A 13,085-nucleotide genomic window follows, 5' to 3' on the forward strand; every position below is an offset into this window, starting at 1 on the left:
CTGCGAGCGGCTCCGGTCACGAGAGGTCGATGATGGATCAGGCGGCCGCGGGTCTGCGTCCGGCGGCCGTGGCCAGTTCGCGGATGCCTGGCTCGATGTGCTGTAGCGCGATCGACGAGATGCCCAGCCGCATGAAACGCGAAGGCTTTTCAGTGCGATCGAAGAAGCGGTCGCCTGGCTCGATGATGACGCTGCGCGAGGCCGCTGCCTCGGCAAGCCCGCGCGAATCGGTGCCGCGCGGCCCTTCGAGCCACAGCGACGTACCGCCGGCCGAATCGGTCGAACGCCATTCCGGCAGGAAGGCGGAAATCGCATGGACCAGCCGCTTGCGCCGCTCGTCGAAGGCTGACGACAGCCGCCGCACCAGCGCCTCGTGGTGGCCGAGCGACAGGAACAGTGCGACGGCGCGCTGATTGTTGGCCGGCGGATGACGCAGCATGAAGCGGCGCAGCGCCCGGAGCTCCGCGATCAGTCCGGCGGACGCCACGATGTAGCCGAGCCGCAGGCCGGGAGCCAACGTCTTGGACATAGAGCCGACATAGACCACGCGGCCGGAACGATCGAGGCTCTTCAGCGCTTGCTGCGGTGCCTCGTCGAGAAGCTGGCTGTCATAGCCGTCCTCGATGATGATCTGGTTGTAGCGGTTGGCGCGCGCCAGAAGATCCTGCCGCCGTTCCGCCGACAACGGCACCATGGTCGGGCAATGATGGCTGGGCGTGACGAAGACGAAGCCGGAATCATTGGGAATAGAAGCAGTTACGATGCCGGACTGGTCGACCGGCACCGGCTGTATCTCTGCGCCCGCAAGGCGGAAGATCGAGCGCGCGTCGGGGTAACCGGGGTCCTCCATCGCCACCTTGGAGCCCTTGGACATCAGCAGCGTCGCCAGCATGTAGAGCGCGTTCTGGGCGCCCAGCGTGACGATGATCTCGTCGGGATTGGCGAAGATGCCGCGCCGGGGCAGGAGCCGCGCCTGGATCTGCTCGATCAGCAGCGGATCGTCACGGTCGACCATGTCGGATGCCCAGTTGCGGATTTCCAGCACGGCAAGCGCCATGCGGTTGCACTCGCGCCATTCAGCGGTCGGGAACAGCGCCGGGTCGAACTGCCCGTAGACGAAAGGATAGGACGACTTGATCCAGTTCTCGTGCTTGGCCGGCGGCGGCATGTCGCTTGCGGCGATCTTGCGGCGTGCCTTCCAGTCGATCTCATTGGCCTGGTCGGGCGCCTTCTGGTGCGGCTTGGCCGGTGTCGCCAGCACATCGGGATTGACGAAATGGCCACGCCGTTCGCGCGCCACCAGGAAACCCTGGTCGACGAGCTGCTGGAACGCCAGCACCACGGTTCCGCGCGCCACGCCGAGTTTTTCGGCCAGGATGCGGCAGGAAGGGAGCGGCATCGAAGCGGCGATCTGGCGGTCGAGAATGGCGGCTACGATGGCCTGGCGGATCTGCGCCTGCAGGGTTTGGCCGGATTCGGCCGAAATCCGGAACAGGCCGGACCATATCGCCGTGTCGTTTCGCTGTGGCATGGGAGATTTCCTCGATGGCCAGCCTTTTTCGTTTGGCTGGACCAGCCGAACGTAACCGTGGCACAAGGGGTTGCGCCAATCAATTTTTCTGATCGTTGGGATTTATGCCAGTGATCCTTCACGTCCTTTTGATGCCGCGTTGCGGCATCGTGGGGTGACGCGGCGCTTCATCCCGGCGATGACATCGTGCGTCATGGCGGCGTGAGGGTGTGCGTCATCGCTGCGCATTGATACGGATGGAGTTCGGCCCGATAGATTGTCGCGACGACACGCGCCGGAAACATCCGGTCCGTAATGATGGCTCGAGGTCTCGGAGTTTGGCAGTGGATCAATCGTCCTTTCAAAAACAGCTCGCCGCCTTGCGCGATCACCGCGCGGCGGCGCCCGCCAGCATGCGCCAGACCTTCGCCGCCGATCCCAAGCGGTTCGTGGAATTCTCCGCCACCGACGGCGATCTGCTGCTCGACTGGTCGAAGTGCGCGGTCGACGCGACCACCATGGAGCTGCTGGAAAAGCTCGCGCAGGCCGCCGATCTCGAAGGCCGCCGCGCCGCCATGTTCGCGGGCAAGAAGATCAACGTCACCGAGGACCGTGCCGTGCTGCACACGGCGCTGCGCAACCTGACCGGCAAGGGCGTCACCGTCGATGGCCAGGACGTCAAGGCGGACGTCATCGCCGTGCTCGACGCCATGGGCGCCTTTGCCGATGCCGTGCGCTCGGGCAAGGCGGCCGGCGCCACCGGCAAGAAGATCACCGACATCGTCAACATCGGCATCGGCGGTTCCGATCTCGGCCCGGCCATGGCGACGCTGGCGCTGGCGCCCTATCATGACGGGCCGCGCGCGCATTACGTCTCCAACATAGACGGCGCCCATATCCACGACACGCTGAAGGGCCTCTCCGCCGAGACCACGCTTTTCATCATCGCTTCCAAGACCTTCACCACCGTCGAGACGATGACCAATGCGCAGACGGCGCGCGACTGGGTGGAGAAGGCGCTCGGCAAGGAAGCGGTCGGCAAGCATTTCGCCGCCGTCTCGACCGCGCTCGACCTGGTGGCCAAGTTCGGCATCGCGCCCGATCGCGTCTTCGGCTTCTGGGATTGGGTCGGTGGCCGCTATTCGCTCTGGGGCGCCATCGGCCTGCCGGTGATGATCGCTGTCGGCCCGCGGAATTTTCGCGCCTTCCTTGATGGCGCGCATGAGATGGACGAGCATTTCCGCACCGCGCCGGTGCAGGAGAACCTGCCGGCACTGCTGGGACTGGTCGGCTGGTGGCATCGCGTGATCTGCGGTTACCCGGCGCGCGCCGTCATCCCTTACGACCAGCGCCTGTCCAGGCTGCCGGCCTATTTGCAGCAGCTTGACATGGAATCGAACGGCAAGAGCGTCACCCTCGAAGGCACGGCGGTGACGACGCCGACCGGACCGCTGGTCTGGGGTGAGCCCGGCACCAACGGCCAGCATGCCTTCTTCCAGCTGCTGCACCAGGGCACCGATTTCATTCCGGTCGAGTTCCTTGCCGCGGCCATCGGTCACGAGCCCGATCTCAAGCACCAGCATGATCTGCTGCTCGCCAACTGCCTGGCGCAGTCGGAAGCGCTGATGAAGGGCCGCACGCTGGACGAGGCGCGCGCCCAGATGCTGGCCAAGGGCATGAAGCCGGCCGAGGTCGACAAGATCGCGCCGCACCGCGTCTTCTCGGGTAACCGTCCCTCGGTCACCATCCTCTACAGAAAGCTCGACCCGCGCACCTTCGGCCGGCTGATCGCGCTCTACGAGCACCGCGTCTTCGTCGAGGGCACGCTGTTCAACATCAACTCCTTCGATCAGTGGGGCGTCGAACTCGGCAAGGAACTGGCCACCGGCCTGTTGCCTGTCGTGGAGGGCAAGGAAAGTGCCGCCAATCGGGATGCATCGACCGCTGGCCTTGTGGGATTCATCCAGCATTTGCGTGGCTCGGAGTGAAAAGCTTGGCAGACATCAAGGGAATATTGTTCGACAAGGACGGCACGCTTGTCGACTTCAACGCCACCTGGCTCGGCGTTGCCGACTTCATGGCCATGGATGCGTCGGAAGGCGATCGCTGGAAAGCCGACAGGCTGCTGGCCGCTGCCGGCTTCGATTTCGCCAACAAGCGTTTCAAGCCGGACTCCATCTTTGCCTCCGGCACCAATCTCGACGTCGTCGAATTGTGGTTCCCACGCCTGTCCAACGAGGATCAGATGCTTGCGGTTGCCCGCTTCAACGAGATCACCTCCGTACAGGGCTCGGCGATGGCTGTGGCGCTGCCGGGCATCGTCGATACGCTGACGGCACTGCACAGCAAATCCTACCGGCTTGGCGTCGCCACCAACGATTCGACCAGCGGCGCGGAAAAGACGCTGGTTACGCTCGGCGTCGCTCAATTGTTCGACGCGGCCTATGGCTACGACGCGGTGGCCAATCCGAAGCCCGCCCCCGACACGATCCAGGCCTTCAGCGATCTCACCGGCCTCAAACCGGCGGAAATCGCTATGGTCGGCGACAACAGGCACGACCTCGAAATGGCGCGTGCCGGCGGCTGCGGGCTGGCGATCGGCGTGCTCTCCGGCACCGGCACCCGCGAATCGCTGGCCGGCATTGCCGATGTGGTTCTGGATTCGGTCGCCGACCTGCCGGATTTTCTCTCGGCGCGGGTCAGGGAGACGATCTGACGGGAAAGGCTAGGTCAAACTCGATTCACCTCGGGATTTTCTGCCAATGGCCGAGATGGGGGAGCAGTCCATGGAAACTATCGAGCTTCTGGTTTGTTTTCGGACACAATGGGCCACTCATCAGCAGAACAAACGTACCCGCATTTGCCGCACCTGATCTTGGCGCTTTGCGCTGTCGATGTCTTCGCCTGGCTGAAGATCGAAGCCCCGATTTTCGCATTTTGGGCAAACTGTGAAACCGATACGTTGAACAACTTTAATCCACGCCACTCGACTTCTCCGACCAACGGCTAGTCGAATCTATTTTCTGCCCTCGATGTTTGTCCACAATGAGTAGAATTTAGGCTTGCTCTGTGGCGTCAGCGCGCTCCCTCCTCAAACGAAAAGACGCCGCTAAGCCTCGTCGCGGCACCCTTCGCGTCGCCGAAATCCGGCACCCGGTATTCGGCGACCAACTGCAGCCGGGACAGCGGCAGGTCGTTGCGGCGGGGATCTCCGACCAGCACCTCGATGCCGGCCGCCAGGCAGCGGTCGAGGAACGGGATAACCCGCAGAGCGACCTCTGGGCCGTAGAACACGTCGCCGGCAAGCACGAGCTCGACCGCCGGCGGGGGACCCGTGGTAATGTCCTTGTCGACAATGGCGATCTCGACGCCGTTGGCCGCGGCGTTGAGGCCGATCGCGGCAACGCCGTTACGGTCGATCTCGGCGGCGATCACTTCGCGCGAACCTGCCTTGGCTGCGGCGATGCCGACAAGGCCGGAGCCGGCACCAAGGTCGAGCACGCGGCGACCGGCTACCGTTTGCGGATGATCCAGTATATGGCGCGCAAGCACCGCGCCGCCGGCCCACACATAAGCCCAGTAAGGCGGCTGCGGCTCAGGTCCATTGTTGTCCGCCTCGATCGTGTCGTCATCGTCGTCAGCGCTTTGGTGCGTATCGGTAAGCCGTCTCAGGCCACTGGCCGGGTGCGGTGTAAAAAGCTGGATCTCAGGCACCGACGGCACCGGGGCGAGGCACATGTTCGTCCTGATGAACTCTGCCGGGTCAGGACGGCAAGGTGCATCTACGGCATCCGCGCCGACGGCTGCAATCATTCGCGCAGCGCTCGCCGCAGGATCTTGCCGACCGGCGTCTTCGGCAGTTCGGTGCGGAATTCGATGTATCTGGGCCGCTTGTAGCCGGTCAGGTTCTCGCGGCAAAAGGCGGTCAGTGCCTCGGCGGTCAGCGCCGGATCCTTCCTGACCACGAACAGTTTCGGCACCTCGCCCGAATGCTCGTCCGGGACGCCGATCGCCGCCACTTCGAGCACACCCGGATGCATCGCCACGACTTCCTCGAGCTCGTTGGGATAGACGTTGAAGCCCGAGACCAGGATCATGTCCTTCTTGCGGTCGACGATCTTGGTGTAGCCGCGTTCGTCCATGAAGCCCATGTCGCCGGATTTGAAGTAGCCGTCCTTGGTCATCACCTTGGCGGTCTCATCCGGCCGGTTCCAGTAGCCCGCCATCACTTGCGGCCCCCGGATGCAGACTTCGCCGACCTCGCCGAGCGGCAAATTGTTGCCGTCTTCGTCGCGGATGGCGATCTCCGTCGAGGGCAGCGGCAAGCCGATGGTGCCGGTGAAGTCGCCGGCGGTGAACTTGTTGGCGGTGGCCACCGGCGAGGTTTCCGAGAGGCCGTAGCCTTCGGTGACCGAACATCCGGTCAGCGCCTTCCAGCGTTCGGCGACGCCCTTCTGCACCGCCATGCCGCCGCCCAGCGTCAGCACCAGCGGCTTGAAGTCGAGCTTGCGGAAATCCTCATTGTTGAGCAGCGCGTTGAACAGCGTGTTGAGGCCGGGAAAGATGTGCACCGGATATTTCTGCAATTCCTTGACGAAGCCTGGGATGTCGCGCGGATTGGGAATGAGCACATTGCGGGCGCCCTGCTGCATGCCCATCAGCGCGTTCACCGTCAGCGCGAAGATATGATAGAGCGGCAGCGCGCAGATGAAGTTGGGATGCGCGGGTTTCGGCTTGATCGTGTAGGCGTCCTCCATCCACTGCGCGTTCTGCGCGACGTTGGCGAGCACGTTGCTGTGCAGCAGCGTGGCGCCCTTCGAGACGCCCGTGGTGCCGCCCGTATATTGCAGGAAGGCGACATCGTCGGCTTCCACCTTGGCCGGCTTGAAGCCCAAACCGGCGCCGGCCTTCATGGCCGCATTGAACTTGACGTGCCCGGGCAGCGACCATGCCGGCACCATTTTCTTCACGCGGCGCACGACGAAATTGACGATTGTGCCCTTCAGCCCGCCGAGCATGTCGCCCATCGCGGCGACCACCACATGCTTGACTGCGGTCCTGGCGATCACCGCCTGCAAGGTGTTCGCGAAGTTCTCCAGGATGACGATGGCTTGCGCCCCGGAATCCTTCAGCTGGTGTTCGAGCTCGCGCGGCGTGTAGAGCGGATTGATGTTCACCACCACATAACCCGCTCGCAAGATCGCCATCATCGCCACCGGATATTGCAGCACGTTCGGCATCATCAGCGCGACGCGCGCGCCTTTCTGCAGGCCCTTCGATTGCAGGTAGGCGCCGAAGGCCGCCGACAGCCGCTCGACATCGGTGTAGCTGATGGACTTGTCCATGCAGGTGAAGGCCGGCTGCGCGGAAAACTGCTTGCAGGCCGCGACGAGGAAATCGCCGATCGAGCTGTAGGGCAGGGCGCCGATCTCGGCCTGCACGTTTTTCGGATAGCTCTTGAGCCAAGGCTTTTCCGGCAAGCCGGCGGCCAGCGCCGTCAATGCTTTCGGCAATCGGTTGGCGGTGGCGTCGGCCGGCTTTGCCGCCGGTGGGGCCTTCACCGCCGCCGCGGCCTTCGAGGCCGGCCTGGCAGCGGGCTTTGCCGCACCCGCTTTACGCCCCGGCGCCGTCTTTCCGGCCGCAGCCTTGGCCGGGGCTTTCACCGCCGGCTTTGTGCTTGCCCTTACAGGTGCCGCGGCCGCCTTCGGCTTGGCGGCTTTGGCAACGGGTGCTTTCGGCTTGGCAGTACCGGCTGCTTTCGACGGCGCCTTGGCTCCCGCTTTCACCGGCGCCGTCGTCCTTGATGCTTTTGCCAACCGTTCCTCCCTGGACAAGTCTTGTTCATCCGTGCCGCACTCGCCCCTGAATTGGCAAGGGCGCCCTCCGCTGCGGCCGCTACACCCTATGTATTGCCTCCCTTGGTGAGCGTGCAAGTCTTGCCCCTGCGGCAACGCGGCGAAAGATTTGCCGTCGAAAGTCTTTGCCGCCGCCAGCGCTCCAGGCGGTGTCCTGGCGCATCCCACGGCCGCTCGGAAGCGCCGGGAACATTTATATCGTCAGCCTGGCGATCAATAAAAAAATTCGGCTGTTAATAATCTCGTGAACGGAAGAAACGGCTAATTTTTTCTGCAATTTGGCAAAGTTGCGGATTTTTTTCCTGCTTCCCGCGGGGTAAGCAAACGGGGTGTTCCAAAGCCGGAAAAACGGTGCTTATATGCGCGCTTCGCGAGCCTGATAGAGGGGCTTGGAAGAACATCAGGGAGTGCTCAATGAATAAGAAGCTGACTTTTGCAGCCGCGTTGCTGGCTGCAAGCGTCCTGGGCGGCATGGCCAATGCGAAAACTCTGGTCTACTGCGCGGAAGCTTCGCCGGAAGGTTTCGATCCGGCGCCGTATACCGCAGGCCAGACGTTCGACGCGTCCTCGCGCACCGTCTTCAACCGCCTCGTCGAATTCGATCACGGCAAGACGACGACCTCGCCGGGCCTGGCCGAAAGCTGGACGATCTCCGACGATGGCAAGGAATATGTCTTCAAGCTGCGCAAGGGCGTCAAATTCGCCGCCACCGACTATTTCACCCCGACGCGCGACTTCAACGCCGACGACGTGGTGTTCTCGTTCGAACGTCAGGTCGACAAGAACGGTCCCTGGTTCCAGTACATTCCGGGCATTGCCTACCAGTATTACAATGACCAGTTCGGCGACAACATCACCAAGGTCGAGAAGGTCGATGACCTGACGGTGAAGTTCACCCTCAAGGAGCCGGCGATCACCTTCATTCCGACGCTGGGCATGGATTTTGCGTCCGTCGTCTCCAAGGAATATGCCGACAAGCTGCAGGCCGACAAGACGCCTGAGCTGTTCAACCAGAAGCCGATCGGCACCGGCCCGTTCATCTTCGTCGACTACCAGACCGACGCCGCCATCCGCTACAAGGCCAACCCGGACTATTGGGGCGGCAAGCAGAAGATCGACGATCTGGTCTTCGCCATCACCACCGATCCGGCCGTGCGCGCGCAGAAGCTCAAGGCCGGCGAATGCAACATCATGTCGTACCCGGCACCGGCCGACATCGCCGGCCTGCAGGCCGATGCGAGCCTGAAGGTCGAGGAGCAGGAAGGCCTCAATGTCGGCGCGCTGATGTACAACACCCAGCAGAAGCCGTTCGATGACGTGCGCGTGCGCAAGGCGCTCAACATGGCCATCAACAAGAAGGCCATCATCGACGCGGTCTTCCAGGGTGCCGGCCAGGTGGCGGTCAACCCGATCCCGCCGACCATGTGGTCCTACAACAAGGAAGTGAAGGACGATCCGTACGATCCGGATGCAGCCAAGAAGCTGCTTGAAGAGGCCGGCGTCAAGGACCTCAAGATGAACGTCTGGGCCATGCCGGTGTCGCGCCCCTACATGCCGAACGCGCGCCGCACCGCCGAATTGATCCAGGCGGACTTCGCCAAGGTCGGCGTCACCGTCGAGATCGTCAGCTACGATTGGGGTGAATACCTCAAGCGCGCTTCCGCGGTCGATCACGACGGCGCCGTCATCGTCGGCTGGACCGGCGACAATGGCGATCCGGACAACTTCCTCGGCGTGCTCCTGAGCTGCGCTTCCGTCGGTTCGAACAACCGCGCGGAATGGTGCAACAAGGACTTCGATGCGCTCATCAACAAGGCCAAGACCGTTTCGGACCAGGCCGAGCGCACCAAGCTCTATGAACAGGCACAGGTCATCTTCAAGGAACAGGCACCCTGGGCGACGCTCGCTCACTCCAAGGTGTTCATGCCGATGCAGAAGACCGTCACCGGCTTTGCGATGGATCCGCTCGGTATCCACCGCTTCGACGGCGTCGATATCGCCGAATAAGGTTGCGAAACGGGGGCGCCACCATGTGGTGACGCCCCCACTCGCCCGCCATGCTGCGTTATATCCTCGGCAAGCTCGCCCTCATCATCCCGACCTTCATCGGGATAACCATCCTCGCCTTTGGCTTCGTGCGCATCCTGCCCGGTGATCCGGTGCTGGTGCTTGCGGGCGAACGCGGCCTGTCGCCCGAACGCCACACGGCGCTCATGCACCAGTTCGGTTTCGACCTGCCGATCTGGCAACAATATCTGACCTATCTGACGAACATCCTCGGCGGTGATTTCGGCACCTCGTTTTCCACCAAGACACCGGTGCTCAAGGACTTCCTTGTCCGCTTTCCGGCAACGGTCGAGCTCGCCATCTTCGCCATGATCTTTGCCGTCATCCTGGGTGTGGCCGCCGGCATTTTCGCTGCCATCCGCCGCGGCTCCTGGTTCGACCAACTGACCATGGGCACGGCGCTGGCCGGCTATTCCATGCCGATCTTCTGGTGGGGTCTGCTGCTGATCATCGTGTTCTCCGGCATGCTGCACTGGACGCCGGTTTCAGGCCGCATCGACCTCCTCTACTTCTTCAAGCCGGTGACCGGCTTCATGACCATCGATTCCCTGATCTCGGGCCAGAAGGGCGCCTTCCGTTCGGCGCTGTCGCACCTGATCTTGCCGACCATCGTGCTCGGCACCATTCCGCTCGCCGTCATCGCGAGGCAGACGCGCTCGGCGATGCTCGAGGTGCTGGGTGAGGACTATGTCCGCACCGCGCGCGCCAAGGGCCTGGCGCCGCGTAGGGTCATCGGCCTGCACGCCTTCCGCAACGCGCTGATCCCGGTCGTCACCACCATCGGCCTGCAGGTCGGCACGCTGCTCACCGGCGCCATCCTGACCGAGAGCATCTTCTCCTGGCCCGGCATCGGCAAATGGATGATCGACGCCATTTCCAAGCGCGACTATTTCACCGTGCAGGGCGGGTTGCTTTTGATCGCGTTGATCGTCATGTCGGTGAACCTCATCGTCGACGTGCTCTACGCCGTCATCAACCCACGCATCCGGGCCAACTGACATGAGCAATGAAGGCCCCGCCACCATCGAAGCCGCGACCGTCGTCAAGCCGCAGGACGCCAGGTTGCAGATGTTCGGCGAGTTCTGGCATTACTTCTCCGTCAACAAGGGCGCGGTGATCGGGCTCTTCGTCTTCGCGCTGCTGATCCTGATCGCCATTTTCGCGCCGCTGCTGGCGCCGCATTCGCCGGACGATCAGTTCCGCGACTTCTTCCTGACGCCGCCGGCCTGGCAGGAGGGCGGCAATGCGCAGTTCCTGCTCGGCACCGACGCCGTCGGCCGCGATATGCTGTCGCGCCTGATCTACGGCTCGCGCTTCTCGCTCGCCATCGGCTTCGTCGTTGTCACGTCAGCGCTGATTTCAGGCGTCATCCTCGGCCTGCTCGCCGGCTACTGCCGCGGCTGGGTCGACACGCTGATCATGCGCATCATGGACATCATCCTGGCCTTCCCGTCGCTGCTCTTGGCCCTGGTGCTGGTCGCGGTGCTTGGCCCCGGCCTCGTCAACGCCATGATCGCCATCGCCTTCGTGCTGCAGCCGCATTTCGCCCGGCTCACCCGCGCCGCCGTGATGGCCGAAAAGACCCGCGAATATGTCGTCTCGGCCAAGGTCGCCGGCGCCAGCCATCTCAGGCTGATGCTGGTCACCATCCTGCCAAACTGCATCGCGCCGTTGATCGTGCAGGCGACGCTGTCCTTCTCCAACGCCATCCTCGAGGCGGCGGCCCTTGGCTTCCTCGGCATGGGCGCGCAGCCGCCGACGCCGGAATGGGGCACCATGCTGGCCGAAGCGCGCGAGTTCATCCTGCGCGCCTGGTGGGTGGTGACCTTCCCCGGCCTCGCCATCCTGATCACCGTCTTTGCCATCAACCTGATCGGCGACGGTCTGCGCGACGCGCTCGACCCCAAGCTGAAGAGGTCGTGAGCATGTCTCTGCTCGAGATCAAGAACCTCACCGTTTCCTTCGACACCGCAGCCGGACCGTTCATGGCCGTGCAAGGCATCGACCTGTCGATCGAGCCGCGCGAAGTGCTGGCGATCGTCGGCGAGTCCGGCTCCGGCAAGTCGGTGTCGATGCTGGCGGTGATGGGGCTGTTGCCCAACACGGCAACCGTCAAGGCCGACCGCATGGCCTTCGACGGCGTCGATCTGCTGAAGCTCAGCCCGTCCGAACGGCGCAAGATCGTCGGCAAGGACATCTCGATGATCTTCCAGGAGCCGATCGCCAGCCTCAATCCGTGCTTCACCGTCGGGTTCCAGATCGAGGAGGTGTTGCGCTTCCACATGGGCATGGACCGCGCCCAGCGCCGGGCGCGTGCCATCGAACTGATGAAGCTGGTCGGCATCGCCGACCCTGAAGAGCGGCTGAGTTCGTTCCCGCACCAGATGTCGGGCGGCCAGTGCCAGCGCGTCATGATCGCCATCGCCATTGCCTGCAATCCGAAACTGCTGATCGCCGACGAGCCGACCACGGCGCTTGACGTCACCATCCAGAAGCAGATCCTCGATCTGCTGGTTTCGCTGCAGGCCAAATACGGCATGGGCCTGATCATGATCACCCACAATATGGGCGTAGTGGCCGAGACCGCCGACCGCGTCATCGTCCAGTACAAGGGCCGCAAGATGGAAGAGGCCGACGTGCTGTCGCTGTTTGAATCGCCAAAGAGCAATTACACGCGGGCGCTGTTGTCGGCCTTGCCGGAGAACGCCGTCGGCGACCGGCTTCCGACCGTTTCCGACATGATGTTCGAGCCGGCGCCTTCTGCTGCGGGAGCCACCTCATGAGCACCACGGTTCTCGAAGGCAAGAACATCGTCCGCGACTACCACATCGGCGGCGGCCTGTTCACCGGGCCGCGTACCGTGCACGCGGTCAAGGGGGTCTCGTTCAAGGTCGACAAGGGCAAGACGCTGGCCATTGTCGGCGAAAGCGGCTGCGGCAAGTCAACGCTTGCCCGCATCATCACGCTGATCGATCCGGCGACATCGGGCGAATTGTTCATCGACGGCAACAAGGTCGACATCGCCAAGGGCGGATTGACCAAGGAGATGCGCCGCAAGGTGCAGATCGTCTTCCAGAACCCCTACGGATCGCTCAATCCGCGCCAGAAGATCGGCGACGTGCTGGGCGAGCCGCTTTTGATCAACACCGACAAGCCGGCGTCCGAGCGGCGCGACCTTGCGATGAAGATGTTGAAGAAGGTTGGCCTCGGCCACGAGCACTACAATCGCTATCCGCATATGTTTTCCGGCGGCCAGCGTCAGCGCATCGCCATTGCCCGCGCGCTGATGCTGAACCCGAGCCTGCTGGTGCTCGACGAGCCGGTCTCGGCGCTCGATCTGTCGGTGCAGGCGCAGGTGCTCAACCTGCTTGCCGACCTGCAGGATGAGTTCCAGCTGACCTATGTCTTCATCAGCCACGATCTGTCCGTGGTGCGTTACATCGCCGACGATGTGATGGTGATGTATTTCGGCGAGGCGGTGGAATACGGCTCGCGCGACGAGGTCTTTGCCGATCCCAAGCACAGCTACACCCGGACGCTGTTCGCGGCGACACCGCGCGCCGACGTCGCGTCGATCAAGGCGAGGCTGGCGAAGAAGAAAGCGGCTTAACGTCTCTTCGTCATCCTCGGGTCTGCACTGCGTCGCTACGCTC

10 protein-coding genes are annotated in these 13,085 nt (G+C 63.3%); 7 read left to right on the forward strand and 3 right to left on the reverse strand.

Going from position 1 to position 13,085, the window contains the following annotated elements:
* Positions 1-37: 37 nt before the first annotated feature.
* Positions 38-1,531 carry a MocR-like pyridoxine biosynthesis transcription factor PdxR gene (gene pdxR, locus A4R29_RS02870; RefSeq protein WP_024503382.1) on the reverse strand — a complete coding sequence of 498 codons (1,494 nt, stop codon included), beginning with the start codon at positions 1,529-1,531 and terminating at the stop codon, positions 38-40.
* Positions 1,532-1,854: 323 nt separating this feature from the next.
* Between pdxR and pgi the strand changes: the two genes are divergently transcribed.
* The gene (gene pgi / locus A4R29_RS02875; RefSeq protein WP_082827282.1) at positions 1,855-3,498 is read left to right on the forward strand and encodes a glucose-6-phosphate isomerase; all 1,644 of its coding nucleotides are present in this window, start codon (positions 1,855-1,857) and stop codon (positions 3,496-3,498) included.
* A gap of 5 nt (positions 3,499-3,503) precedes the next feature.
* Positions 3,504-4,226, forward strand: a complete 723-nt coding sequence (locus tag A4R29_RS02880; RefSeq protein ID WP_063173538.1) for an HAD family hydrolase — start codon at positions 3,504-3,506, stop codon at positions 4,224-4,226.
* Between the two features lie 359 nt (positions 4,227-4,585).
* Here the strand turns inward: A4R29_RS02880 and A4R29_RS02885 are convergent, their stop codons facing one another.
* Both A4R29_RS02885 and A4R29_RS02890 read right to left on the reverse strand, forming a co-directional pair.
* A complete protein-coding gene (locus tag A4R29_RS02885) occupies positions 4,586-5,323 on the reverse strand; it encodes a class I SAM-dependent methyltransferase (protein ID WP_063171131.1) in 738 nt (245 codons plus the stop codon).
* Positions 5,320-7,326, reverse strand: a complete 2,007-nt coding sequence (locus A4R29_RS02890) for a long-chain fatty acid--CoA ligase (RefSeq protein WP_063171132.1) — start codon at positions 7,324-7,326, stop codon at positions 5,320-5,322. Before A4R29_RS02890 ends, A4R29_RS02885 begins: the two co-directional genes overlap by 4 nt.
* Positions 7,327-7,779: 453 nt before the next feature.
* On the opposite strand from A4R29_RS02890, the gene A4R29_RS02895 reads away from it, so the two are divergent.
* From A4R29_RS02895 to A4R29_RS02915, 5 genes are all read left to right on the forward strand, one after another.
* Positions 7,780-9,372: an ABC transporter substrate-binding protein gene (locus A4R29_RS02895; RefSeq protein WP_024503387.1), complete on the forward strand. Its 1,593-nt coding sequence runs from the start codon at positions 7,780-7,782 to the stop codon at positions 9,370-9,372.
* Positions 9,373-9,422: 50 nt separating this feature from the next.
* Entirely contained in the window at positions 9,423-10,430 is a 1,008-nt protein-coding gene (locus A4R29_RS02900; RefSeq protein ID WP_063169936.1) for an ABC transporter permease subunit, read from the forward strand.
* Between the two features lie 70 nt (positions 10,431-10,500).
* Positions 10,501-11,355, forward strand: a complete 855-nt coding sequence (locus A4R29_RS02905; protein WP_224618710.1) for an ABC transporter permease subunit — start codon at positions 10,501-10,503, stop codon at positions 11,353-11,355.
* A 2-nt stretch (positions 11,356-11,357) separates the two neighbouring features.
* On the forward strand, positions 11,358-12,215 hold the full coding sequence (locus tag A4R29_RS02910) for an ABC transporter ATP-binding protein (RefSeq protein ID WP_063171133.1): 858 nt from the start codon (positions 11,358-11,360) through the stop codon (positions 12,213-12,215).
* Positions 12,212-13,042, forward strand: a complete 831-nt coding sequence (locus A4R29_RS02915) for a dipeptide ABC transporter ATP-binding protein (RefSeq protein ID WP_013527989.1) — start codon at positions 12,212-12,214, stop codon at positions 13,040-13,042. Before A4R29_RS02910 ends, A4R29_RS02915 begins: the two co-directional genes overlap by 4 nt.
* Positions 13,043-13,085 lie beyond the last annotated feature (43 nt).

It is taken from the genome of Mesorhizobium ciceri biovar biserrulae (assembly GCF_001618845.1).
GTDB lineage: Bacteria > Pseudomonadota > Alphaproteobacteria > Rhizobiales > Rhizobiaceae > Mesorhizobium > Mesorhizobium ciceri.

What these genes read in the sequence shown, in the direction of transcription:
- pdxR (WP_024503382.1), bottom strand. Translation starts at nt 1,531, where the DNA reads ATGCCACAGCGAAACGACACGGCGATATGGTCCGGCCTGTTCCGGATT.
- A4R29_RS02885 (WP_063171131.1), bottom strand. Translation starts at nt 5,323, where the DNA reads ATGATTGCAGCCGTCGGCGCGGATGCCGTAGATGCACCTTGCCGTCCT.
- A4R29_RS02910 (WP_063171133.1), top strand. Translation starts at nt 11,358, where the DNA reads ATGTCTCTGCTCGAGATCAAGAACCTCACCGTTTCCTTCGACACCGCA.
- A4R29_RS02900 (WP_063169936.1), top strand. Translation starts at nt 9,423, where the DNA reads ATGCTGCGTTATATCCTCGGCAAGCTCGCCCTCATCATCCCGACCTTC.
- A4R29_RS02915 (WP_013527989.1), top strand. Translation starts at nt 12,212, where the DNA reads ATGAGCACCACGGTTCTCGAAGGCAAGAACATCGTCCGCGACTACCAC.
- A4R29_RS02895 (WP_024503387.1), top strand. Translation starts at nt 7,780, where the DNA reads ATGAATAAGAAGCTGACTTTTGCAGCCGCGTTGCTGGCTGCAAGCGTC.
- A4R29_RS02905 (WP_224618710.1), top strand. Translation starts at nt 10,501, where the DNA reads ATGTTCGGCGAGTTCTGGCATTACTTCTCCGTCAACAAGGGCGCGGTG.